A 23,068-nucleotide genomic window follows, 5' to 3' on the forward strand; every position below is an offset into this window, starting at 1 on the left:
CTACTGTAAAAGTCCGAAAGTTTGTTGAAGGCAATAAAGATATGAGTCAGCGAGATGGTTTTGGCAGTGGTTTTGTAGCAGGGGCGTTTGTCGGTGGCGTATTTGGTGGTGTTATCGGGGCACTGATTGCTTCTCGACGCGACCCTCAATTGCTAGCAGAGGAGGAGACAGAACTGACGGATAGCCAAGCCGAAGCTAAAAAAATAGCAGCAAAGCGGCGTCAGATGAAAGCCTCGGAAAGTGAGAGTATCGGTATAGAAACGGCTCGGCGATCGCTAGAAGATAAAATTGCCCAGCTAAATGCCACAATTGATGAAGTGCGAAAGCAACTGGGTAATGTGAATGGCGGTTCACCCCAAGCAACCAATGACCGCTCCCTCACTAAAGACTCCTGAGGTTTGTTCAGGCGTGCTGAAAATGTCAATTGCGGTAAGTTCTAAATCCGCAGACACGATGACATGGACTAAATTAAAATCAAAGATAAGACCGTTTTTAACACTTACCAGGTAACCAACAAATCCATGTACCTTCTGATTAACACTCTGGCTAGTTTCATTCAGATTTATATTATTTTGCTAATTATTCGGGTTTTATTGACCTGGTTCCCGACAATTAACTGGTATAACCAGCCATTTGCTGCTTTGAGCCAGATAACTGACCCTTATCTCGATCTGTTCCGCCGAATTATTCCCCCATTGGGTGGTATGGATTTTTCTGCAATGTTAGCGATTCTACTGCTTCAACTTGTAAGTGGTTTGATCGGTGGTCTGCAAGCCTACGCATAAAGCATAATTTGCAGTTTACTCAACGTTCAACTAAAAGATTTTCAGTCTGGACTGGTTAGCCCAGACTGAATTAACTTATCTCTTAACGCCGGACTTGACCGCTAAATCCAGCGGCTTTAAACTGCTTCAGCTTTAACGGAGTAGGTTGATTCGCAGGTACAGAAATTCTCAGTTCAAAATTGCTACTACCTGGTGGCACCTCAGCAATAGAACCTAAGCGAGTGCGGTTTTGCATTACCGAGTCATTGTTGGCATCATAGATGCGTCCAAAAATATCTGCGTCGTAGACTGTTTTATTAGTGCCATTTTCTGCTTTACCAATGACCATAAAACAATTGGCAGCCGCGCTACCACTACTGATAACAGCCCCTTGTGCGAGTTCTGGTGGACAATCTTTATAGGAGACATCAAATAATCTAATCTGTGTCAACGCTACAGCAGGAGGAGTGATCACCCACGATAGAAAGGTGATGAGACAGGAAATAAGAACGACCGTGAGTGAGCGCAACCGCATAAAAGACCCCGTGACTTAATCCAACGATATGTAACTTATAACCTCAGCTTACCTGAATTTAACTACAAGAGAATTGGAGAGTTTTATTTAACCTTTGTAATAATTAGGGAAATAAACCCTCAGTTGCTATTAACTTATGACTCCAGATGAGATTGAAGCAGCTATGCTTGCAGCCTTTAATGATTGTGATGTAGCAAGCTGTCCTCTCACTGACACGCAGAAACAGATATTACTGCAAGTCGTCGAGCAAATTCAGGGAAATTCTATCTCTGGGGCGTCAGGTATTGCTAATCCCTTAGACGAACTAAATCCAGAGGAGTTAGAAGCATTTTTAGAGTTTGTTAAGGATGAAGAACAACGCAACCGCACTTGGAAAGTGCAATTACTCAACGACTGGCTGCTGGAAAATGACTCTGGAACAGTACAATTTATTCGGCAACGCTATGGTTTACAGTGGCTGAATCGTGTTGAGTCATATCATTTTGATAAGTATTCTTATTTTGAGGATGCACTAAAGCTGAGAGTAGGCGATCGCATTGAAGTTTCCAATGCACTATGGGAATGGGTGCAAGAAGATGGGCCTTGTAAGCGTGAATGGTTTCCTTGTATGGTGATTCAGGTTGAGGAAATTAGCGATATCTACGACGGGCTACGCCTACGCGATCATTCCTCTACTAATTGCGTCGTCCGCTTCTTCAACGGCGCTGAGTATGAAATTCAAGGTATCTACGAATGGAATCGCTACAATTGGCGCTGGCCTCAAAAGTAGTGAGGAGTGAGGAGTGAGGAGTGAGGAGTGAGGAGTGAGGAGTGAGGACAATACGGTTCGGTTAAGATCCCCCCGCCTGCGGCGACCCCCGATAAATTGGGAGTAAAAGAAATTCATGAGCAAGCCTTTTTTAAGGGGGGTTGGGGGGATCTTCAAAATATTAAAACGTTAACTGAACTGTATTGGGAGTAAGGAGTGCTGAGTAAATACAGCAGATTGCAACTTCTCTACGAGAGGCTACGCCAAGGTGAGGTACACAGGTAGGGGCACAACATGTTGTGCCCCTACCTATGTACTTCATTTACCTGAAATACGCTGTATCATTGAGTCTTTGAACTCCATGAATGAGTCTTTATACTCTGACTGCTGCTGTACGTTAATAAAATCATTGCTTGAACAACGCCCAAGCCAAAAACCTCTCGGTATAATACAACGCTAATTGATTGCTCACACCATTGAAAACGGCATCAAAAGCGTGTTCTGCCCAAGGAATTTCTAGAAAAACCGCAGTATTACCAGAGTCATGTAAACGTTCATACATCTGTCTACCAAATCGCGCTTCTACCAAATGGTCGCGACTGCCGTAAATTAATAAAGTTGGCGGTAAAAGGTGCGTCAGGTAATTTATCGGTGAAGCAATTTGATACTGATTAGGCAATTCTTCTAAAGAACCACCGAGAAATGCTTTTAAAACAGCGCGGGTGTTGATGGGATCGGGATTCGGTGGTGTTTTGTATCCTTCAGTTAAGTTAACAGGCCCGTAATAGTTCACCACAGCCCGAATAGGTGGTGCATCTGTTTGATAAGCCGCTAGCATTGCTAGATGCGCTCCCGCAGAACGTCCTAAAAGTACCATACGTTCTGGATCGGCTTCATATTCAGCTGCATGTTTGCGAATAAAATTTAAGGCTGTACGCACGTCATCTAACTGAGCTGGAAACCAATATTTAGGTGCGTGTCGATAGTCTATCGCAAATACCGTATATCCATGATTAGCAATATATTGATTAAACTCAAAATTGGCATGAGGATTGCCATATTGCCAAGCTCCACCATAAATTACTACCACTGCTGGATATTTCCCTACCTCTGGGGGTTGGTAAACTTCCATTTTTAAAGGCACTCCCGCAGGAGAAGCAAAGAGAATATCTTTTTGATGACGGGTTTTACCTAATGCAATACCCCCAAACAAATTAACTAAGTTAAAGGGATGGGTTTGCATCTTAGCCATTACTTGGACTGGAATTTGCTCTAGATAATTTGCTCCCAACCCTTGTTTCATCGCTTTAGCCATCTGCATTTGAGTTAATGGGATATTCACTAGCACCCATCCACAAATTAGCAATCCTATCAAACTGAAAATACAAGCTAGGCGTCGTAATTGACGGCGACGGATGTAGAAAAAAGAAAGCAACAAAGAGAGTAAATTTAATACCAACAACCAAGGGCTGACTTCTGGCGCTCCTACTGCTAGGGTGAGTAAAAACATATTTGGAGCCGGAAGAATAATCCAAGAACTAAGAAACAGACTGGCAAAACTTAGTAATAATACAAGCCATAATAAAAGTATTTTGGGTTTAGGAAACATAAATTAAAGTACGGTAATAACGACTCCAAAGAAGTACAATCTATCTGCCAATGCTACGGTTGGCAATAGTTAAATCATGTCGAGTCATATTACTTTAATAAGTATTATTATTTTGAGGATACACTAAATCTGAGATTAGGCGATCGCATTTAAGTTTTCGATGCACTATGGAAATGAGTGTAAGAAGATGAACCCTGTGTGCAGGAATGCTTTGCCTGAGTGGTTCTTCAGGTTGCTGAAACTAGCGATCGCAATATTTCCTCTATCAATTGCCTCATCTGCTTATACAACGGCGCTGAGTATAAAATTTAAGGCATCAACGAATAAAATCGCTACGATTCGCGCTAGCCGCAGAAGTTGTGAAGGGATGAACTGAACGAATAATTACTAAAAAGTACATCCTTTGCCATTTGCAGTTTTTTCTGAGTGCAGCTAATTTCTAATGATTTCAATTCTAAGGTTGGGTAATCCTTCTACTGGGCTAAGGTCGGTAACGTCTGTATCTCCTAGAAACAATTCCGTAAGATTAGGAAGGTTAGCAAGCGGACTTAGGTCACTAACAGGTGTTTTTAAAGGGAATAAACTATCTTCAAAAAGGTTCGCTTTACCTAAATATAGTTTACGTAAGCTCTGACATTTAACAAGGGGACTAATATCGGTGATACCTGCTTCAGCTATACTTAGATTAACAAGATTGGGAAGGTTTGCTAAGGGACTTAGGTCATCGATTTTATTATTATAAAGTATTAAATTTGTGATATTCTTAAGAGAAGCAAGTGGACTAATATCTTTTACTTCTGTTTGGAAAATGCTTAAAGTTTTTAAGCTATAAAGTTTTTCTAGAGAATTAATAACGCTAATTTGCTCAGATGATCCTAGTACACCTCCATTCTCTACAACTACTGTTCCTATACTCAGTGAGGTTAGTTTAGAAAGATTGGCAAATGGGCTAAAATCACTAATCTCATTTTCATAAATATCTAAGCTTTCTAGCTTCGTAAGGTTAGCTAGTAAACTTAGCTCGCTGATACCTGTTGTCGCTAGACCAAGAGTAGTAAGCTGGCTCATAGTCTTTAGAAACTGACAATCTATATCTTCATCTGTACTAAAAAGTACCAATTTAACCAAATTTCGCATTTTCCATAAAGGACTAAAATCCCTTATTTTGGGTTGATCTAAAATAAAGCTAGACAGATTATAAAGATTGCATAATGGGCTAATTTCACTAGTTTTGACACCACTTAAGCTTAGATAATTTAGATTTTCAAGAAACGCTAGTGTGTTGATATCACAATTTAAAATTTCTTCTTGGAAATAACTACCTAATGATAACTGAGTCAGCTTGTTAAGTTCTCCTAATGGACTTAAATCACATATTTCATCTATTTCAAATATTTTTAATTTAGTAAGATTGGTCAGCTTTTGCAGTGGAGTTAATTCTTTTAAAGAGAGCTTTTCTATAGTTAACTCCTTAATATGCTCAAGATGTTCAAATCCTTCCGATGTAAGCAGAGTACGAACATATACTTTGTTGCTATGAGATAGTACTTTATGAGCATAAGCATCACGGTCAAAAGCATCCCAAGCTTTACCTAATTCTCTACTTAAGTCATAACGAGTATCTTTTGCATAATCAGCTAAAATTTCCATAGCAGTAGAACTACCAATCTTGGCTAGCACCTGTATACACCGAGCAGTTTCCCTCTTAGAATAGTTTGGCTTAGGAGCAAGCAAAGGTGCGATCCCATCCCCAGCCCTCGCAACCATTATCACCTCGTCATCATCTTTGGGAGGTAACAAAGCTTCAGCTTGTTTAAGCACTTCAGCACGTATCTGAGGATCAACTTCTACGGTTGTTTCCAAACATGCCACCGCTAACAAATGCAAATAATGGCGTTTATCTGGCATTTCGTTACCCATCTGGAGCAGCTTTTCGAGCAATTCTTTACGCTCTCTTGGGCGACCTAGACCGGCAGCAACAATAATTGCCTCACGCCATTGGTCATTGTGGGCATGTTGCAGTAGTACATTAACACTATCTTCATTAAGTGCTGCCTGTGCGGCGAGAAACTCTTGAAAGGTGCGGTGTGCAAAATCAATTTTCCCAACAGATGGTTCTCGCAAAAGGGCTACTCTTTCCACAAATAGAGCGCGTATCTCTTTCCCAGTCACTTCCTTAGGAAGGTTCATCCCTGGCAGGCGACGTGTGAAGTGTGCATCAACTCTGTCTATTTCAACGTCAGAATAATTATTTTCCATCATCCAATAAGCAAAGGATTGGATTAAAGCCATTTTCTGACTGTCGGACAGACCACCTGGGTAAGACTCGTCAAGGTCGAGTTTGATTTTGCGTCCGCGATCGCGGCTGTTCAACAGCATATCAATGCACTCTTGGTAAAGCTTGATACGTTCCGTAGGCAGATTTTCACCACGTTCTCGATATAGCGCACAAATCATCGCACACAACAATGGTGTGGTTGCCAGTCGCCGCAACTCAGGACGTTGATGCAATAGACGTTTTAGGTCGGTTGCCCTACTCTGCAAATTAATCTGTTCATCTTCTGGACGACGAGCAACTTCTAGAGCCTTATGCCACTGAGTAATAAACTGCTCGATATCAGTAGGACTCATAGACTGTAGTGAAAGATTGAGAAATTGTGCTTGCTCTGTCCAAGTTTCCCAGTCCTGCCACTTTTCCCCTTGACTATCCTTTAGCCCAGCAGGACGTGATGTGACAACGTAACGCGCATAGGGAAAGTCTGCCACCAAGTCAGCAAGGGCATCGAAAAAATCTTGACGCTGGTTTCGTGGCAGTTCATCCACCCCATCAATCAATACCAATGCATATCCTGCCTCAAGGCATTGATGTACCCACCCTTTGGGCATCGTATCAGCAATATTACGAGCAATGAGTTTTGGAAATTCTTCCGGTGTGGGGAAACCTTTATCTACCAGAGACCTTAGCCGAATAAAAAATGGTATCAGTCGATTCCAAGGGGCTAAGGCAGGTGGAAAGTCTTGCTTGGCAGCACGCACAGCTAGCCACTGGAGAAGTGTACTTTTACCAGCACCAGCCTCACCCCGAATCACTATCCGTCGGCAGGTAGCAAGCGTTTCGTCTACTGGAGATGTGTGTAAACTGGTGATTTTCTCCTGCTGAACGTGAACTGCTATTTCCTCCGTTAGCCTTCTACTGATAATTTCTGCCTGTTGATTTTGCTCCTCTCGCCCGTGCTGTATTGCTGATAAGGTAACGTAGGCTTTGCTGAGGCTTTGTTGAGGAGTTAGGGTATCCATTCGCGGCAAACCAAACATCTCCATCCGATCTAATTCCCGGATGACGACTTGTCGATATTTCCTCTCAAACTCATTTTTGTCTCGTTGAGACTGTTTTTGCGATGTCTGGAGATGCTCAATAATTTCTTCTAGTCGCTGCAAACTCTCTGTAGTCGCAGCAAGTGTAAAACCTTCCAATTGTGGTGCTACTTCGATGATCCCTCTGCTTACTTCTTCTAACATCCGCTCATAGAGAGCAATTTCATTGCGGTTAAAGTGTTTGCAAGCTTCTGGATAAGCATTACGAAGATTTACCGTTAACGACTTTACATCCAAACTAAAACTCATCAGCAACTCACTCGTTACCTCAGCCCGACCCAATGTTTTCGCAATTTCAAATTGAATCGCTGTGCGGCTGTTTTGGCTGATGCTTGCGGCTTCCAGGTCGAAAATGGGCTGCATCTTTTCTACTATCTGCTTGGCAATCTTTTCAAGACTTCTTTGTGTCTTCTCTTGGTCACTAGGATTAGAAATAAAATTTTTAAGCTTGTCTACTATATCTTCTCCAACCGCCTTCTCTGATGAGGCATTTTTCAGGCAAGTAGAAATTATTATCTTTGCTATAGCAGGGCAGAGAATGGAAAGAAGCGATCGCACAACAGCCATGAGTATGATTACAAGATATTACTTAATTTTCAATGTAATTTATACAAAGCTGAATTAACCTTCATTCGCCATAACTTAAGGATAAATTAAGCAATAAGATGTGTTACTTATTGCTGGGCAACAATATAGCACCAAAATGCATACCTTATTTTCCTAAACCCAGGTGATTTAGTAAAGCTTGGCGCATCACTTCTACAGGTATAGTTTCCTGCTGTAACCAAATTTTTAAGGCTCCTACTCCTTGTTGAACTAACATTTCTAATCCATCGATCGCAATTGCACCTTGTTTTTCTGCTTGCTTTAGAAATTGCGTCGGTTTAGGGATATATATTAAGTCGTAAGCGATCGCACCCGTTGGTAAATTCGCTATTTCCTCTCCACTCAAAGGCGACTCATCAACCTTGGGATACATACCTATGGGGGTTGTGTTTACCAGCAGATTAGCTTGGGGAATTAGCTTTGAAAGTTCCTCCCATTGATCAACTTGTAAATTCTCACTTATGGGTGAATTGCTCCAACTCTTGGCAAATCCTTGTAATCTCTGCATATTCCGCCCAACAACATGAATTTTGGCAAAACCTAGTTGGTGACAACCTGCTACAACTGCCCTGGCTGCGCCACCATTGCCTAAAATTACCGCTACCTTTTGACTCCAATCCTGTTTATACGTTGTCTGCAAAGGAGCGATAAATCCCTCTATATCCGTATTTGTGCCCACCCATTTGTTATTTTGGCGGCTAACAGTATTCACTGCGCCGATAGTTTGAGCAAGAGGGGTAATTTCTGATAGGAGGGGCATGATTGCCTGTTTATGAGGGATTGTCACATTAAAACCGACAACCCCAATAGCGGCGAAACCTGCGATCGCTACTTCTAAATTCTCTGGTGCGATCGGAAAGGGGAGATAAACGTAATCTAACCCTAAATGAGCGATGTCTTCTCTACGAGAGGCTTCGCCAACGACGAGCTGCGCTAACGCTGCATTATGCATCACTGGCGATAGCGAATGTTCTACCGGATGTCCAATTACACCCAGCAGTTGAGTTTTACCTGTAATTAATCTTTCTTTAGTCATTAGTTATTTCTACCTCATCTCCCCCGACTCTCTTCTTGCACTAGCCTACAATTATTAGAAGCTACTTAACATTTATTATGATTATGCAGGCAACTACAGCCCCCTCTACAACCCCAATTCCTGGTAAATATTGGCAGTGGCGCGGGCACAACGTTTACTATGTGCGTGCGGGAGAAAAACAATCGCAACGTCCGCCCTTGCTTTTGGTACATGGATTTGGTGCTTCCACAGACCACTGGCGCAAGAATATCACCGGATTGTGTCAAAATTTTGAAGTATTTGCGATCGACCTTTTGGGATTTGGGCGATCGGCAAAACCAAATTTGCAGTACAGCAGCGACTTGTGGCGCGACCAACTCCATGATTTTATTAGTGAAGTAATTGGTCAAAAAGCGGTATTAGCGGGTAATTCCCTTGGTGGCTACGCTTGCTTGTGTGTTGCAGCACAGCGTCCCGACAGTGCCGCTGGTTTAGTGTTACTCAATAGTGCTGGCCCTTTTAGCGAAAGCCAACCTACATCTGAGCCTGAAGCTTTACAATCAGAAATTCAGCCTCCCAAACAACCCGCTACTTTGCAGAAATTTCTTGGTGACGGTACTAAGTGGATTTTTCAACAACCTTTAGCTCAATCTCTGTTATTTCAATACGTGCGACAACCTTGGGTGATCCGCCAAACTCTAGAAAAAGTTTATCTTGACAAGAGTGCAATTACAGACCAATTGGTAGAAGAAATTTCTCGTCCTGCTTCCGATCCTGGTGCAATGGAAGTATTTGTATCAGTCTTTAGCACTCCTCAAGGGGAAAAAGTTGACGTGCTACTAAAGCAATTAACTTGTCCTTTGTTGATGTTGTGGGGAGAAGCTGATCCTTGGATGAATGCTAGAGAACGTTCCCCAAAGTTTCGTCAATATTATCCTAAACTCACAGAACATTTCTTAACAGCGGGTCATTGTCCCCATGATGAAGTACCCGATAGAGTAAACCAACTTTTAGGCGATTGGGTTTTGTCTATTACCAAGTGATATAGGCTTTTTATTTGATTCGCTTTCGACTCACCTGCAATGCTGACATTGACAAGTTTGTCTTTGATATTCGACTATTTCAATGGTGGGTTCTACTATAGAAATCGTAAATTGTTTTTGAAAAAATCTTAGTAGTCTTGTAGGGTGTGTTAAATGAAAGTACGGCATCACAAGCTTGAAATGATGCCTTACGCGCTCGCTAACCTACCTACATGTATTTCAAAAATAAAATATTAGTCTTATAGTTGTGCTACAAGTTGTGTTTCCACTCCCACTGGGGAATAAGCAAATTCTGTCCGTCCACTGTAATGTTCTCAGTTTCAGTCCTTCCCTGCGGGACGCTAGGTGAACGACAGGCTCAGGAACCATCGGGGTTTAAATAAGAGTCGGAAAATCTCTTTTCTACAAGACACTACACATAGCTTGCTTCTTTGTAGGAGTAAAATTTTGTGGAAAGTCTAAGAGGATGTTTTAAAAGTCCTATTGTCGGTATCAAAACGTTCTAAATCCTCCTAAATCCCCTGATAAATTGGGGGACTTTGATTCCGGTTCCCCCCTTTTTAAGGGGAGCCAGCGCGGGAACAGGGGTCTCCCTAAGTGGAGCTACTGGCATGGGTTAGGGGGGATCAATAAGTGCCTAAAATCACAGCCAAACACTTTTAAAACATCCTCTAAGCGGAGGTTTGCTCCGATCCAGAACTTTCCAAGACGAATGCATGAATTTTGAATTGTTATAACAATCCCTCCAATTCGGCGAATTTACGCAAACGTGGTAAACACTGACGCTGATAAAAACTGCTTAATGTCGGAATTGACAGCCCAAATTCCTCAGATAATTCTCTCCAGCTAACTTCCGGCGGTAGGCGTCTGAGAATTAAAACCTGACAATTCACATCTGGATGCCCTTTAATGTAAATACGGCGCAGTTCTCCTTCAGAGTCTGTATTAGCCCATGTCTCCAAGTCTTCCAGAATCGGAGGTGTTTGGGGGGTAGATGGGAGGTTATCTACAGGATCAATGGTTTCACTTGTACTACCCGATGTAGACTGACGAACCCGAAGAGAGACTGTTGTGGCTTGTTCGCGGTTCTGGTTAATATAAAAGTCTTGTAGTCTCCGTCTTAGGTAAGCATTCAGCCAGGTAATGACACTGCCACAGCTGGGGTCATAGATTTGACCTGTCAAACCTTCACAAACATTGCGGCAGAAATACAACCAAGTTTGTTGTAGTGCATCTTGATAGTAGGGAGTACTTTCCCTCCAGAGTCTACTTGCTGTCAAGCGAATAATTTGCGTGAGCAGCTTCTGACGCTGAGGGCTTCCAGGTGAGTGTCCACAGGCTTCGCTAACTAAGCAGCGTAGCTGTTCATTGAATTGAACCATGACAATCTTGGCGAAGAAAGCAAGAATATCTTAGTATTGCTTATAACAACCCCCTAAAAAATACCTTTCCTCAAGATTTAGTCATTGGGCATTGGGGAGCCAGTGCGTTGCGGAGGTTCCCAACGCTCGTTGCGCGGTATCGTTTCCCCTTCTCCCAAAGGGAGAGGCTAACGTCAAGGGAGATGACTCGTTGGCATAGCCTCTCGTAGAGAAGAGGCTGCGCTATCCGTTGAAGCAACTGGCGTCATGGAGCATGGGACTCTTAGCTCTTGGGTAGAGGAGTGGAGTTCTAATCTGCATTTACGAGTATCAAAGACTCGTTCACGAGTATCAAAGACTCGTTCACGAGTAAAAAAGACTTGTCGGCGAGTATCAAAGACTCATTCACGAGTAAAAAAGACTCGTTGGCGAGTATCAAAGACTCGTTGGCGAGTAAAAAAGACTCATTTACGAATCTTAATTTATACTAAATTACAGTTACAAATCATTCTCCCTCTACCCGCCCTGCCCCACTCCCTAATCCCCTCAATTTAATCCAAACCAAGACGATAAATTTTCCCACCAGGAATATGTGAGATTTCCGACACTCAGCTTCATTTTGTTGCGAATATCTTGGATATTCCCGTTGGTTAACCTAGCTAGAGTCTGCGCCTCTTGTTCAAAACGCTTGGGCAAAGACCGTTTGTATTCTTTACCTGCCTCACACTTAAGTTCCCCTTCAAATGGATATTGCAAAATATAACGCCCTTGGAATAATTCACGGTTGGCAGTTTGTTGGAAAATCAAGTCTTCAGGGAATGTGTCGCGGGTGTAGCGGACATGCAGACGCGAGATGAAGACGTTACTGTTAAAAAAGGTAGGAACAAACTTGCGGATTTGTGGGACCTTGCTTGCCTTACTTAGAGAATTATCATTTAGCCAAAATACGCCTGCTTCCTTAAGTTCCTCTTGGGTAAGGGGATCGGCAGAACAGGGATCGCAATTACCCATATCCCAAGCGTATTCCAAAAAACTGACTGATCTGCCTTCTCTGGTGTAAGCAGTTTGGAACAGGGATTTGTAAAATTCACCAAATTCATTTTTGACAAACACGGGAATATTGACGTTGGAGGGGATTTTCACCGTCCGATAGTTAGTGATTTCTGCGCCTCCTTGGGGCGAGAGGATATAGACAATTAAATCCTGCTCTGTCGTAGCATTGATCATGCCTAAACGAATTGGCAGCATGAACTTGGGTGATTGATAGGAAATTTGTAGCGGACGGAGTAACTGGTAGCCAGATTCCTGGAATTTATCCAAGTTGACTTTGGCAACAAAGAATTTCATTGAGGAACGGATATAGGGCTGAAGTAACTGTTTCGCCCCTTGAGGGATTTTGTAGCCATTGAGTGTCAGCCAAGTTTCCAGTCCGCCAGATTCTTTAGCGCTGAGGATCACGATGTCGTATTCGCCCACGTTGAAACGCGCTTCCACCGTCACACCCAAACTGCGATCGCCTATCTGAATTCCCGCAGCATCTCCTCCTGATACTGCTGAATTGGACAATGTTAATTTGTTAAATCGTAGTAGTGGGGCACAAGGATCTGGGTCAAAATATTCCACCAATCGCGGTGCACTAAAAGCATCTAGGCGCTCGATAATCTTGGGTTCAGTCACACGAACTTGGTCTTTTTCCAGCACTGTTGGCACAGGTACTACGATTGCAAAATCTTTGACTTCGCCTTGGAAGTCGTTTGCCATTGTCAGGACAGTGCGATCGCTATTTCGTGCAATCACCACCTGAGAAGCTTTGTTGTACAGCTTCGTATCAGCTTTGGCTACATAAAATCCACAAAATGCCCAAGCTGCGGGTGCAAAGCAAAATACAGCTACAATTACCAACAATAATGGTGTCAACAGTCGCAAAAATTTCATTTTATACCTCTACTTTTTAGTGGTGAGTTAGGAGTGAGGAGTGTTGAGTAAGAAGTTCTCCCCCTGCTCAAGAACAGCTTCCCCTGCTCCTTCATCTTTCTGTTGCCAAGAAAACCGGGGGGCTAACCAGAGAACATCTAATAGAATGGTCAATGGCGCAAGGGCAAACAGTGCCCAGAAGACTGCGGTGGAAACAAAGAAATAATTTCGCAGGATGAAAGTTAATCCGGCGATACAAAATGCCCAAACTACCCGCCCAATTCGGGAATTGGGAATTGATCGCGGATCTGTAATCATAAATAGGGCGAACAGCAGTAAAGACCCGCTCATCAGTCGGTGCCAGTAAACATCCCAAGTCCAACCTAGCCAGAGATTGCGAATCGCTTCCAGCAAAGAGTAGGCACCCAAAAAAGCTGCTGTGGTGTCCCAGCGACCGATTCGTTGCAAAGTCATGCCCCCAGTTCCGGCGAATAAGAGCGCATACCACCACTCTTCACCCCATTGTCCCGGCGAAACCCAGGCATCGGAGGTCAGAACCAAGGCGGAAATGATGCCAAAATTACCAGGGTTGAAGAAATGCTTATTACCGAATTTGAACAGAAATTTGCTGGTGATCGCACTTGCTGCGGCTATTACCATTGTTGTCCAGTGATCAGCCCGCAACAGCAGGCCCAGTCCCAGCGAGGTAATTAAAGCACTGCGAATATTGGGTATTTGTTCTTTGCCTGTTACCCATGAGAATATCCATTGGGTTAGTAAACAAGTGGCGATTAATATCCCAATCAACTCTGGTCGCAACGTCCAGTCTCGTGTACCGATTCCCACAACTAGGAATAAGCCCAGAAATGAAATTTGGTAATCTCGTATATCTTTGAACAACATTAACATTTCATCCAGTGTTTATTCGGAGATTTATCCTCAATTTAGAGAAGTAGTAGGTCAAAAAGTATTGCTCTTATAGATTTTTGACAAAATAGAGCATTGACATTCTCCAGCCGAGCTTTCCCAACTAACTTTGGGATGGTGATAAACATATCAAAGCGATCGCTTTGATGTTTTAACCTAAAAGGGGCGCTTATATCTAGAACTCTCTATTTGCAGAGTGCGTAAGTTCCAGATATAAGCGAGTTAAGCTCTGGTTCCCACGCTTAACAGTCTTATATTAAGTAATCAGTGTAGTTATGCAAGATTACGCAAAAAAAGAAAAAATTTATGCAGCTAGCTCCCCTGTTCCCGATTTTCTACCGCATTCTCCAGCCGAGTTTTCCCAACTGCCTTTGGACTGGAAATCCTAATTCTAAAGCGATCGCACTTACATTCGATGATGGCCCTCATCCTCAATACACACGCGAAGTCTTGGCAGTATTAGACCGTTACAAGATTACTGCCAGTTTTTTTTGGTTGGGTGTTTGCGTCAACCGTTCACCAGCCATTGCTAAAGCCGTTAGCGATCGTGGACACTGGATCGGATTGCATGGCTACGATCATCGTTCTTTTCCGATGCTTTCCCCAAATGACCTGAAAGACAGTTTAGAAAAAACCCAAACTGCCATCTACAATGCCTGCAACCTGCAACCTGAACAAGTGCGAGATGTTCGCCCCCCCAATGGTTTATTTACACCTGCCACTTTAAAATTGCTCTTTCAGTGGAATTACCGCCCAGTTATGTGGAGCGTTGTACCAGAAGACTGGGTGCGGCCAGGTGTTAACACTGTGGTAGAGCGAGTTATGCAGCAAGTCAAAAATGGTTCGCTGATTGTTTTGCATGATGGTGCTTGCGGTGGAGAAGATGTTGCTGCCACAATTCAAATCCTGATTCTGCAACTGTTACAACAAGGCTATGAGTTTGTGACTGTTGATACTTTGTGGCAACGAGCTAAGGCTAACCATTGATTGTTACACATTTAAGGATAGGTGAAGTTAATAATTTGCTCTAAATCAGGCTTTTCCAAAAATTATGCCAGAGCAGTTTTCGATCATTGAGGTTCCCTTAGATGCCTCGGAGGCCGATGAATATTTGGGAACAAAACCAAAGTTCTGGTTTCGTCATCAGGATCTAGGTCGTTGCCTATTCAAGAAAGCTAGACCAAACACAGGAGAAGATTGGGCAGAAAAGATTGCAGCCCACTTATCCGAGTTGCTAGGCTTACCCCATGCTGATTATGAACTGGCAATGTTCAATGGCGAGAATGGCATTGTTTCACCCTCATTTTTGCCGCCTCAAGAAGGTGCAATTCTCACCCTTGGTAATGAAATTCTGGCTCGGATAGTATCCAATTATCCACAAGATTCTAAAGACCTATCCCAACACACAATAGACAATGTATTCAATGCTATCGGAGATGCTTCGCTAAATTTGCCCATCAACTGGACACCACCAGAGGAAATTAATCATCCGACGGAAACTTTTGTTGGGTATTTACTTTTGGATACTTGGATTGGGAATAGTGATCGACACCATGAAAATTGGGCATTTATCAGTTTACAAGAGAAGATTTATCTAGCACCAACTTATGACCATGCCTCTTGTCTAGGTAGAAACGAGTCTGATTCTAAAAGGAAAAGCAGGCTAACCACAAAAGACGCTGGCTTCTCTGTCCAAGCGTATGTAGAAAGATGCAATTCTGCGTTGTATGATAGAGTTGATGATAAAAGAACCCTCAAGACTTTTAATGCATTTTGTAAAGCGCAACAACAATATCCAGATGCAGCCAGGGTGTGGTTAAATAATTTAGCAAGGGTATCAAGCAATGATACGTTAGAGCTTTTTGAGCGTATTCCATCTAATCGCATATCGCAAACAGCAATTGAATTTGCACAAAAAATATTGGAGTTAAATCAAAGTAAGCTGCTGGACACCCTACTATGAAAACACTTTTTTTAGCTTGGCAAGATTCTAAAAGTCGCGCTTGGCTTCCCATTGGTCGCTTAACATTTGACGAGAAAAAATATAAATTTGTATATACGCAAGGTGCTGTTAAAGCTCAAGCTGAACATAATTTTCAGCTATTGTATTCCTTTCCAGACTTGAACAAAGAATACGCATCAGTTGAACTATTCCCCTTGTTTTCTAATCGATTAATGCGGCGTTCTCGCCCTGATTACAAAGGTTATATTGAATCACTAAATATTCCGGAAGGTAAAGATGATCCAGTTAGCATTCTTTCTCGGAGTGGTGGACGCAAGGTAACAGATTATTTTGAAGTTTTCCCCTGTCCAGAACCAGATGAAAATGGTTTATACCACATCCATTTTTTTGTACATGCACTGCGACACCTTCCTGCTTGTGCAACTGAGCGAATTAATCAATTACAAACGGGTGAACTGTTATATTTAGCTAACGAATTTCAAAATCCCTATGACCCGCGTGCATTGCTCTTATGCACTGAGGATCATTACATCGTAGGTTATTGTCCTCGGTATATTGTGGATGATGTTTTTAAACTCAAGAACAAAAATTCAGAACTTCTAAAAGTAAAAGTTGAGCGCGTTAATCCAGTACCGACAGCTCTCCAACTGCGTTTATTGTGCAATATGACCGCAGAATGGCATGAGGACTTTCGTCCATTTTCTAGCCCGGAGTATCAGCCTTTGGTAGCTGATATCCCGGTGACTTATGCTAGTTCTGAGAGTTGATGTGCGGCTAGAAAAGCTTCAACTTCATCTGCTGTAGGTTGAGAAGCGATCGCACCTGCTTTAATGGTAGTCAGCGCTCCAACAGCACTGGCATAAGTGACGATGCGTTTTGCTGTTTCTGCATCTCGCAAGCTGTGGATGCCGTGCTGACTCAATTGGTGGATGAATCCTGCTAAAAAGCTATCTCCTGCACCAGTTGTATCAACTACGGGGATCGAAAAGGAAGGTAATTTGCCTTCATTCTCACCCAGACAGTAGGTGCAACCGTTTTCCCCATCTGTTACTAGTACTCCCTCAATTGAAGCCAGACGGTAAGTGATGGCTCCGGGATCTGTGGTTTCAAATAGCCATTCAGCTTCTTCTTTGGAGAGTTTAAGGAAATCGACTCGCTTAAATAATTCTGGAATTTTTTGATGAGCGATGTTTGGCTCGTCCCAAAATACAGGACGCCAGTTGACATCCAGCACAATCTTCAGGTCGTAATGTTCTGCTAACTCTAAGGCGCGGTAAATTGCCTCTTCACTTTCAGGATAGGCTAATTCCAAAGTACCCAAAACCAGAAAATCTGCCTCTTGAAACAGCGAATTTGGCAATTGTTTAGCTTGCAGGCGAGTATCGGCAAATTCTGCGGTATCATACTGACCAAATCCGGCAAAGGTGCGATCGCCAGCCAGATCCCGTGTAACATAAACTTGCCGTGTTGGTGCTGTGGGATGGCGTTGTACCCCCGTCGTCTCTACACCTACATCTTGTAATAGCTTGACCAGTGTATTCCCTGCTTCATCTTCGCCAACCGCTCCGATAAAACCGGCTGATGTCCCTAGCTTGACTAAAGCACAGGCTACATTAGCTGGTGCCCCTCCTGGATAGGGAGTCCAAGATTTTACTTCTTCCAGCTTTAGCCCCAATTGATCGGCTAAACAATCAAACAGAATTTCACCAAGGCACAAAACACGGGGATTGCTCATCTCATTTTCAATTTTAGATTTCGATTTAAGATTAAGAATTTACAGTATAAAATCTACAATAATTTTTGCTAATCTGTCGCCAGTCCTTCATAGAATTAAATAGCAATTTTAACTACTCCTATAACATGTATATGCTTCTAATACTCTCAAACATTATCTCAGTGAATAAACTAGATTTTTATATTTGAAAAAGGCTTATTTTATACTATAAAAAACTTATAGGTTATATTTCTGCCAACTTTAAATCCAAAGAAAATATTGACAATAGTATTACTGCTAACACTTGAAACCCGTACTAACAAAAGAATCCTCTAGAATTAGAAAGAGCGATTAAGTACATATACCAAGCGAGGATAGAAATAGTCATGGCTGGTGGCAAGTCTGAGACCCCCGTTAGTCTGTCAGACAGAGAACTGCAAATTATCGACTTAGTGGCCACTGGCTTAACTAACCAAGAGATTGCAGGAAAACTGGAGATTAGCAAGCGTACAGTTGATAACCATATCAGTAATATTCTCACCAAGACTGAGACAGAAAATCGAGTAGCTCTTGTCCGCTGGGCTTTACAGTGGGGCAAAGTCTGTTTGAATGATGTCAATTGCTGTCTTCTGCCTAACCAGATCGAATAAACAATTTACTAGTAGCAACGTAATTGCTCTGGTCTGGTATAGTCACAAGCCAATTTTGAGGTTTACTGATTCTTCCTCTCCTCATGCCTAAGTTTTCAGTGTAAACACTCTACCAAAAGTTCCGAGTCCTTCACTCAGCCGGAGTTTATGTTAGTGGACCCAGCTGACCCTCGGACTCGGAAACTATAACTCATATCAGAATTCCTTTCCAAATTCAGCAGAACAAATGTAGGACTTAGGCATCAGCAACAAAAAATTGAGGGTTTGGACAGGGCATTGAGGACTAGAGACTTTTAAGAAGCACGGGGCACAGGGGCAGAGGAGAATAATTAATAACCAATCCCCAAACTCAACAATCATCCACAAAAATTAGTAACAATTCAGTAGTGCAAGCGTTACATTTGAAAGAAATCTATGTTGCTCCATCGGCTTGGAGAGCAGTGTTCCAATGAATACTTCTGCTTCTTTTCAGGGTGGCTCGTCTCCCTTTGAATTTTTTAAGTTTGATTTTACCAGACTTGTATCTGAGAAAGTTCCGACCCCAGAATACCGAGCCTTAGACTTTCCGCAACCCACACAAGATGCCGACTTACTCAGGCAGCTATCGTTTATTCCAGGGTTGAAAGAAATTTTGATGCTGCGGCAGGTTCACGCCTTAGAACACGCTACTATTTGGGTTCTTAGCGAATCAAAAAGTGCCTATCCTGCCAAAGGAAAACCCACTAATGTTCAACTAGATAACGAACTATTAGGCGGTTTGTCTACTGAGCAGGGATTCTACCTCTATGGTGAGGTGAATATTAGTGATTTGCGGCGTGCGGTCACACTTGCTCGACATCGCCTCACCAGTGGAGAATGGGATTTGGCTATACATCCCCGTTGCGGCACAAATTTATCAGTAGCGATGCTTTTAACAGCTGGACTAGCTATGGGTGTGCATCTGTTGTTGCCATTTCGGCCAATTGAGCAACTTATAGGTTTGGGGTTAGCAGCGACGACAGCCGCTGAACTCTCACCTGATTTAGGTTCTATGGCACAGCGTTACCTAATAACTGCCATTCCTTTTAACCTAGCAATTGAAAATATTACCCGTACACACGACGTTTGGGGAAAGCAGGGGCATTTTGTTAAAGTGGGCTGGCAAGAATGAAAAGAGCAAGAGGGGGAAACAATTCAAAATTCAAAATTACTCCCCCACTCCCCACCCCCCTAAAAAAATTATGAGAAAACTTTACTTCTTACTTCCCGGTACAGATGGCAAATTTGCCTGTGGTGGTCTTTGGGCTGAGTTAAAAGCACTGAATCTGGCTCAGAATTTCTGTAGTGCTGATGTTGTAACTTACCGTCAACGCGAAAAAGGTAAGCTTTTTATTGATGATTTGCTAAAAGAGAAAAATTTAAGTGATGTAATTTTTATTATCAGTTGGGGATTTGATATAGCTCAACTCGTGGCTAAACTTAAGCAATACAATGTCGTTTACCATGCCCATAGTGCAGGCTATCCATTTAGGTTAACAGCAAATATTCCGATCATCACTGTTAGCCGCTATACAATGGGATATTGGGGAGAAAAATCACCCAATTCTCTGATTTATTATTTACCCAATCAAATTTCTGATGAGTTTCAAAATTTAGGTTTTGAACGGGATATTGATGTTTTAGTTCAGGCTCGGAAATCTTCTGAGTATTTAATTAAAGAATTAATTCCAGCCTTGCAAAAACGTTGTAAAGTATTGGTTGTTGATTCTTATGTAGAGGATTTACCCGGACTATTCAACCGAGCTAAGGTTTACCTCTATGATTCGGCTGAGTACTGGGCACAACAGGGTGTTAGTGAAGGATTTGGTCTGCAACCAATGGAAGCTCTTGCCTGTGGTTGTCAAGTATTTTCTAGTGTCAACGGTGGACTGGCAGATTATTTAGACCCTGGATTTAATTGCTATAAAATTGCTGGATATTCACAAGAATATGATGTGCAAAGGATTCTGAAGGTGATTGATTCTTTAGTAGCAGTTAGCTTGTCTGAAGAGTTTTTAGTTGAACATCGGACTGAAAATATTGTTAAGCGTTTCCAAGTTATTCTGAATGAGTTAAATGAGTTTTTTGACCACAAAATCCAGCAGCCGTCTAATATTAAGAGTTTGACGAAAATACGTGTAGTAAAGCTATTTGCACAAAGGATATACGATAAACTGAAGAAGAAATATCTTAAGGTTTAAATAAATAGGTGGGCGTGAATAATTAAAGGTTTGTAGTAAACGGATCAAGCCTTTACTAGGAGCCGGCTTAATTAATTTTACATTGCGTAATATAATTTGATTTATTATTGCTTACTTAACGAACCGCTCCAGGCGCTGAGAATACAGAGAGAAGAGAGGAAATTGGATGAATCGGCAGTTATTAGTTACTGGGGGTGCAGGGTTTATTGGGGCGAATTTTGTCAATCACTGGTGTCGAGTTTATCCAGATGATCGGGTGGTGGTGTTAGATGCTCTTACCTATGCAGGGAATCGTCTGAATTTGGCGCCCTTTGAGGGAAAAGAGAATTTTCGGTTTGTGCAGGGGGATATTTGCGATCGCACTATTGTAGATCAGTTATTATCAACGGAAAATATTGATACCATCGCCCATTTTGCCGCGGAATCTCATGTTGATCGTTCGATTCTTGGGCCTGGGGCTTTTGTGCAAACTAATGTGGTAGGAACTTTCACTCTCTTAGAAGCTTTTCGGCAACATTGGGAGGCAAAAGCACAGCCATCTGATTATCGTTTTCTACACGTTTCTACTGATGAAGTCTACGGTAGTCTGGGCGCAGATGATGCAGCTTTTTGTGAAACTACACCTTACGCTCCTAATAGTCCCTATTCAGCCTCTAAAGCGGGTAGTGACCATTTAGTCCGTGCTTATTATCATACTTATAAACTCCCAACAATTATCACAAATTGCTCTAATAATTACGGCCCTTATCAGTTTCCTGAAAAGCTAATTCCCCTGATGTGTATCAACACTTTAATAGGGAAACCATTACCTGTTTATGGCGATGGTAAAAATGTGCGGGATTGGCTTTATGTTGGCGATCATTGTCGTGCTTTGGATGTGGTAATTAATCATGGTCAACCAGAGGAAACATACAATATTGGTGGCAACAATGAGGTGGAAAATCTCAACCTCGTGCAACTTTTGTGTCAGATTATGGATGAATTAGCACCTGATTTACCAGTACATCCGGCAAAGCAGTTGATTACTTTTGTCAAGGATAGACAGGGACATGATAGGAGATATGCAATTAATGCGAACAAGATTAAAACTCAGCTTGGTTGGACACCTTCAGTAACGATTGCTGAGGGTTTACATTTAACTGTTAAATGGTATCTCAATCATCGTGATTGGTGGGAACCTCTGCTGTCTGCCGAATATCAAGACTACTATCGCAAAAATTATCTATAGAATAATCTAAAATTGGGCTAACTCTAACGAGTAATGCTCTCAAATTTTTATGAGGAACTAATTTGTCATAATGTAAGCGACCAAAAATTATGCTTGGATGTCTATTTTGATTTTGAGCAAATTCTTCAATCCTTTTGCGAGAAAAGACTTTTTTAGTACTGATTGATTAACGGGCATTATAAATGGAGTTTGTGCGATCGCAGAATTTTTTGGTCTACTAAAAATGTTGAATTAAAATTTTTATGCCAAAATTTTAATTCAACATTTGAGACAGTGCTGCTTGCTTTTTTTCAAAGCCAGTGCCTTACACAGTCGTATTCGATATTGGGCATGATAACCTATTAGCTAGGAGGGATAACGTAACCTGCAATACCTTCAAACACATACCCGTTCTTACCACCACCCAGCTCACTAAAATTAGTAGTGTAGAAGTGGTCTGTAGTTGCGGAGTTGTAATATCGATATACAGGAAGAGTATTTGTAATAGGTCTAGGATAAACATAACCTGCAATACCTTCAAACACATACCCATTCTTACCACCACCTAGCTCACTAATATTAGTAGTGTAGAAGTGGTCTGTAGCTGCGGAACTGTAATATCGATATAGAGGAACAGTTCCAGCGTCTGGTAGTTTAGAAATATAAGCGGCAATTCCTTCTGAGATATATCCGCCATTACCATTTCCTAGTTCAGCAAAATTAACCGTATAAAAATGGTCAACAATTGATGAATTATAGTAACGGTAAAGTGGGTATGCCGTAACTACTGCACCATTGATTCTTCGAGTAATAGAAGGAACCTGAGCAACTAGTAGATTTTCTGAGCTACTTTTGCCTTTGCTAATAGTTAACTGATTGCTGTTCTGGAGTTGAGAAGAATTTGATGTCGCTAAAGCTAGATGGTTACTAGTTAAGTAGTTAACTGTACTAATACTTGCAATGCCAACAGCCAAACCACCAAAAGTTTTTAATACTTTACCCCAAGACCCATTACTGAACATTAGGTATCTCCCTAGCTTGATATTAAACAAATGTACTTTATCATACTAGTCCTAGTAAAACAATAGAGTAAGAGCAAAGGACTGTAATGCCTATCAAATTAAGTTTTTTGGGAAACCACTAGATAAACTTGATACTTTGCTTCAAGGTTTGTCCAAAACTCTGGAGAAGTACCCAAGGCTTGGGAGAGTTCGATAGCTGTTTCAGATGTAATTTGCCCACTGCTCCGAATAATTTTATTAATGGTTTGAACTGGACGCCCTATAATTTCTGCTAAATCTTTCTGTGTCCAGCCAGGGGCTTCTATTTCTCGACTTAAAATTTTTCCTGGTGTTGGTATTCTTGCTGATACTAGCTTCTGGCTCATATTGCTGTCTCCTCTGCTGACGCTTTTTGCA

22 protein-coding genes are annotated in these 23,068 nt (G+C 42.0%); 12 read left to right on the forward strand and 10 right to left on the reverse strand.

Annotated elements, in window-relative coordinates; genetic code table 11:
* Positions 1-41 precede the first annotated feature (41 nt).
* Together V7K85_RS03050 and V7K85_RS03055 are read left to right on the forward strand one after the other, a co-directional pair.
* Positions 42-395: a hypothetical protein gene (locus V7K85_RS03050; RefSeq protein WP_334811239.1), complete on the forward strand. Its 354-nt coding sequence runs from the start codon at positions 42-44 to the stop codon at positions 393-395.
* A gap of 126 nt (positions 396-521) precedes the next feature.
* Complete coding sequence (locus tag V7K85_RS03055) at positions 522-785, forward strand: YggT family protein (RefSeq protein WP_334811173.1); 264 nt, start codon at positions 522-524, stop codon at positions 783-785.
* Between the two features lie 82 nt (positions 786-867).
* Here V7K85_RS03055 and V7K85_RS03060 read toward each other — a convergent pair whose 3' ends face one another.
* Entirely contained in the window at positions 868-1,299 is a 432-nt protein-coding gene (locus tag V7K85_RS03060) for a biotin carboxylase (RefSeq protein ID WP_334811174.1), read from the reverse strand.
* A gap of 136 nt (positions 1,300-1,435) precedes the next feature.
* Between V7K85_RS03060 and V7K85_RS03065 the strand changes: the two genes are divergently transcribed.
* Positions 1,436-2,068 carry a hypothetical protein gene (locus V7K85_RS03065; protein ID WP_334811175.1) on the forward strand — a complete coding sequence of 211 codons (633 nt, stop codon included), beginning with the start codon at positions 1,436-1,438 and terminating at the stop codon, positions 2,066-2,068.
* Positions 2,069-2,453: 385 nt separating this feature from the next.
* Here V7K85_RS03065 and V7K85_RS03070 read toward each other — a convergent pair whose 3' ends face one another.
* On the reverse strand, positions 2,454-3,656 hold the full coding sequence (locus tag V7K85_RS03070) for an alpha/beta hydrolase (RefSeq protein ID WP_334811176.1): 1,203 nt from the start codon (positions 3,654-3,656) through the stop codon (positions 2,454-2,456).
* 187 nt (positions 3,657-3,843) lie between these two features.
* Here V7K85_RS03070 and V7K85_RS03075 point away from each other — a divergent pair, with 187 nt between their 5' ends.
* On the forward strand, positions 3,844-4,032 hold the full coding sequence (locus tag V7K85_RS03075) for a hypothetical protein (protein WP_334811177.1): 189 nt from the start codon (positions 3,844-3,846) through the stop codon (positions 4,030-4,032).
* A 56-nt stretch (positions 4,033-4,088) separates the two neighbouring features.
* Here V7K85_RS03075 and V7K85_RS03080 read toward each other — a convergent pair whose 3' ends face one another.
* Positions 4,089-7,598 (reverse strand): NACHT N-terminal Helical domain 1-containing protein, encoded by a 3,510-nt coding sequence (locus tag V7K85_RS03080; protein ID WP_334811178.1) that lies wholly within the window; start codon positions 7,596-7,598, stop codon positions 4,089-4,091.
* Between the two features lie 145 nt (positions 7,599-7,743).
* The gene (locus V7K85_RS03085) at positions 7,744-8,673 is read right to left on the reverse strand and encodes a shikimate dehydrogenase (protein WP_334811179.1); all 930 of its coding nucleotides are present in this window, start codon (positions 8,671-8,673) and stop codon (positions 7,744-7,746) included.
* Positions 8,674-8,756: 83 nt separating this feature from the next.
* Here V7K85_RS03085 and V7K85_RS03090 point away from each other — a divergent pair, with 83 nt between their 5' ends.
* Complete coding sequence (locus tag V7K85_RS03090) at positions 8,757-9,695, forward strand: alpha/beta fold hydrolase (RefSeq protein WP_334811180.1); 939 nt, start codon at positions 8,757-8,759, stop codon at positions 9,693-9,695.
* Between the two features lie 731 nt (positions 9,696-10,426).
* Here V7K85_RS03090 and V7K85_RS03095 read toward each other — a convergent pair.
* The 3 genes from V7K85_RS03095 to V7K85_RS03105 all read right to left on the reverse strand — a co-directional run bounded on the left by V7K85_RS03095 (position 10,427) and on the right by V7K85_RS03105 (position 13,873).
* Positions 10,427-11,077, reverse strand: a complete 651-nt coding sequence (locus V7K85_RS03095) for a sigma-70 family RNA polymerase sigma factor (RefSeq protein WP_334811181.1) — start codon at positions 11,075-11,077, stop codon at positions 10,427-10,429.
* 525 nt (positions 11,078-11,602) lie between these two features.
* On the reverse strand, positions 11,603-12,991 hold the full coding sequence (locus V7K85_RS03100; RefSeq protein WP_334811182.1) for a DUF2330 domain-containing protein: 1,389 nt from the start codon (positions 12,989-12,991) through the stop codon (positions 11,603-11,605).
* Between the two features lie 27 nt (positions 12,992-13,018).
* Positions 13,019-13,873 carry an RnfABCDGE type electron transport complex subunit D gene (locus V7K85_RS03105; RefSeq protein ID WP_334811184.1) on the reverse strand — a complete coding sequence of 285 codons (855 nt, stop codon included), beginning with the start codon at positions 13,871-13,873 and terminating at the stop codon, positions 13,019-13,021.
* A gap of 330 nt (positions 13,874-14,203) precedes the next feature.
* Here V7K85_RS03105 and V7K85_RS03110 point away from each other — a divergent pair, with 330 nt between their 5' ends.
* The 3 genes from V7K85_RS03110 (at position 14,204) to V7K85_RS03120 (ending at position 16,627) form a co-directional block, all read left to right on the forward strand.
* Positions 14,204-14,884 (forward strand): polysaccharide deacetylase family protein, encoded by a 681-nt coding sequence (locus tag V7K85_RS03110; protein ID WP_334811185.1) that lies wholly within the window; start codon positions 14,204-14,206, stop codon positions 14,882-14,884.
* 64 nt (positions 14,885-14,948) lie between these two features.
* Positions 14,949-15,860 carry a HipA-like protein gene (locus V7K85_RS03115; RefSeq protein ID WP_334811186.1) on the forward strand — a complete coding sequence of 304 codons (912 nt, stop codon included), beginning with the start codon at positions 14,949-14,951 and terminating at the stop codon, positions 15,858-15,860.
* A complete protein-coding gene (locus tag V7K85_RS03120) occupies positions 15,857-16,627 on the forward strand; it encodes an HIRAN domain-containing protein (protein ID WP_334811187.1) in 771 nt (256 codons plus the stop codon). The genes V7K85_RS03115 and V7K85_RS03120 overlap by 4 nt, the downstream gene beginning before the upstream one ends.
* On the opposite strand, the gene V7K85_RS03125 is transcribed toward V7K85_RS03120, so the two are convergent.
* A complete protein-coding gene (locus V7K85_RS03125) occupies positions 16,606-17,595 on the reverse strand; it encodes a carbohydrate kinase family protein (RefSeq protein WP_334811188.1) in 990 nt (329 codons plus the stop codon). The genes V7K85_RS03120 and V7K85_RS03125 overlap by 22 nt on opposite strands.
* 365 nt (positions 17,596-17,960) lie before the next feature.
* On the opposite strand from V7K85_RS03125, the gene V7K85_RS03130 reads away from it, so the two are divergent.
* The 4 genes from V7K85_RS03130 to rfbB all read left to right on the forward strand — a co-directional run bounded on the left by V7K85_RS03130 (position 17,961) and on the right by rfbB (position 21,671).
* Entirely contained in the window at positions 17,961-18,224 is a 264-nt protein-coding gene (locus V7K85_RS03130; RefSeq protein WP_292764399.1) for a helix-turn-helix domain-containing protein, read from the forward strand.
* Positions 18,225-18,672: 448 nt separating this feature from the next.
* Positions 18,673-19,374, forward strand: a complete 702-nt coding sequence (locus V7K85_RS03135; protein WP_334811189.1) for a DUF6391 domain-containing protein — start codon at positions 18,673-18,675, stop codon at positions 19,372-19,374.
* Positions 19,375-19,444: 70 nt separating this feature from the next.
* Complete coding sequence (locus V7K85_RS03140) at positions 19,445-20,443, forward strand: glycosyltransferase (protein ID WP_334811190.1); 999 nt, start codon at positions 19,445-19,447, stop codon at positions 20,441-20,443.
* Positions 20,444-20,609: 166 nt separating this feature from the next.
* The gene (gene rfbB, locus V7K85_RS03145; RefSeq protein ID WP_334811191.1) at positions 20,610-21,671 is read left to right on the forward strand and encodes a dTDP-glucose 4,6-dehydratase; all 1,062 of its coding nucleotides are present in this window, start codon (positions 20,610-20,612) and stop codon (positions 21,669-21,671) included.
* Between the two features lie 341 nt (positions 21,672-22,012).
* Here rfbB and V7K85_RS03150 read toward each other — a convergent pair whose 3' ends face one another.
* A complete protein-coding gene (locus V7K85_RS03150; protein ID WP_334811192.1) occupies positions 22,013-22,672 on the reverse strand; it encodes a hypothetical protein in 660 nt (219 codons plus the stop codon).
* A gap of 98 nt (positions 22,673-22,770) precedes the next feature.
* Positions 22,771-23,037 (reverse strand): HigA family addiction module antitoxin, encoded by a 267-nt coding sequence (locus V7K85_RS03155; protein WP_334811193.1) that lies wholly within the window; start codon positions 23,035-23,037, stop codon positions 22,771-22,773.
* Between the last annotated feature and the right edge of the window lie 31 nt (positions 23,038-23,068).

Source organism: Nostoc sp., from assembly GCF_036917615.1.
Lineage (GTDB): Bacteria > Cyanobacteriota > Cyanobacteriia > Cyanobacteriales > Nostocaceae > Nostoc.

What these genes read in the sequence shown, in the direction of transcription:
- V7K85_RS03070 (WP_334811176.1), bottom strand. Translation starts at nt 3,656, where the DNA reads ATGTTTCCTAAACCCAAAATACTTTTATTATGGCTTGTATTATTACTA.
- V7K85_RS03060 (WP_334811174.1), bottom strand. Translation starts at nt 1,299, where the DNA reads ATGCGGTTGCGCTCACTCACGGTCGTTCTTATTTCCTGTCTCATCACC.
- V7K85_RS03075 (WP_334811177.1), top strand. Translation starts at nt 3,844, where the DNA reads ATGAACCCTGTGTGCAGGAATGCTTTGCCTGAGTGGTTCTTCAGGTTG.
- V7K85_RS03115 (WP_334811186.1), top strand. Translation starts at nt 14,949, where the DNA reads ATGCCAGAGCAGTTTTCGATCATTGAGGTTCCCTTAGATGCCTCGGAG.
- V7K85_RS03140 (WP_334811190.1), top strand. Translation starts at nt 19,445, where the DNA reads ATGAGAAAACTTTACTTCTTACTTCCCGGTACAGATGGCAAATTTGCC.
- V7K85_RS03150 (WP_334811192.1), bottom strand. Translation starts at nt 22,672, where the DNA reads ATGTTCAGTAATGGGTCTTGGGGTAAAGTATTAAAAACTTTTGGTGGT.
- V7K85_RS03080 (WP_334811178.1), bottom strand. Translation starts at nt 7,598, where the DNA reads ATGGCTGTTGTGCGATCGCTTCTTTCCATTCTCTGCCCTGCTATAGCA.
- V7K85_RS03055 (WP_334811173.1), top strand. Translation starts at nt 522, where the DNA reads ATGTACCTTCTGATTAACACTCTGGCTAGTTTCATTCAGATTTATATT.
- V7K85_RS03085 (WP_334811179.1), bottom strand. Translation starts at nt 8,673, where the DNA reads ATGACTAAAGAAAGATTAATTACAGGTAAAACTCAACTGCTGGGTGTA.
- V7K85_RS03125 (WP_334811188.1), bottom strand. Translation starts at nt 17,595, where the DNA reads ATGAGCAATCCCCGTGTTTTGTGCCTTGGTGAAATTCTGTTTGATTGT.
- V7K85_RS03120 (WP_334811187.1), top strand. Translation starts at nt 15,857, where the DNA reads ATGAAAACACTTTTTTTAGCTTGGCAAGATTCTAAAAGTCGCGCTTGG.
- V7K85_RS03095 (WP_334811181.1), bottom strand. Translation starts at nt 11,077, where the DNA reads ATGGTTCAATTCAATGAACAGCTACGCTGCTTAGTTAGCGAAGCCTGT.
- V7K85_RS03105 (WP_334811184.1), bottom strand. Translation starts at nt 13,873, where the DNA reads ATGTTGTTCAAAGATATACGAGATTACCAAATTTCATTTCTGGGCTTA.
- V7K85_RS03065 (WP_334811175.1), top strand. Translation starts at nt 1,436, where the DNA reads ATGACTCCAGATGAGATTGAAGCAGCTATGCTTGCAGCCTTTAATGAT.
- V7K85_RS03090 (WP_334811180.1), top strand. Translation starts at nt 8,757, where the DNA reads ATGCAGGCAACTACAGCCCCCTCTACAACCCCAATTCCTGGTAAATAT.
- V7K85_RS03130 (WP_292764399.1), top strand. Translation starts at nt 17,961, where the DNA reads ATGGCTGGTGGCAAGTCTGAGACCCCCGTTAGTCTGTCAGACAGAGAA.
- V7K85_RS03050 (WP_334811239.1), top strand. Translation starts at nt 42, where the DNA reads ATGAGTCAGCGAGATGGTTTTGGCAGTGGTTTTGTAGCAGGGGCGTTT.
- rfbB (WP_334811191.1), top strand. Translation starts at nt 20,610, where the DNA reads ATGAATCGGCAGTTATTAGTTACTGGGGGTGCAGGGTTTATTGGGGCG.
- V7K85_RS03110 (WP_334811185.1), top strand. Translation starts at nt 14,204, where the DNA reads ATGCAGCTAGCTCCCCTGTTCCCGATTTTCTACCGCATTCTCCAGCCG.
- V7K85_RS03100 (WP_334811182.1), bottom strand. Translation starts at nt 12,991, where the DNA reads ATGAAATTTTTGCGACTGTTGACACCATTATTGTTGGTAATTGTAGCT.
- V7K85_RS03155 (WP_334811193.1), bottom strand. Translation starts at nt 23,037, where the DNA reads ATGAGCCAGAAGCTAGTATCAGCAAGAATACCAACACCAGGAAAAATT.
- V7K85_RS03135 (WP_334811189.1), top strand. Translation starts at nt 18,673, where the DNA reads ATGAATACTTCTGCTTCTTTTCAGGGTGGCTCGTCTCCCTTTGAATTT.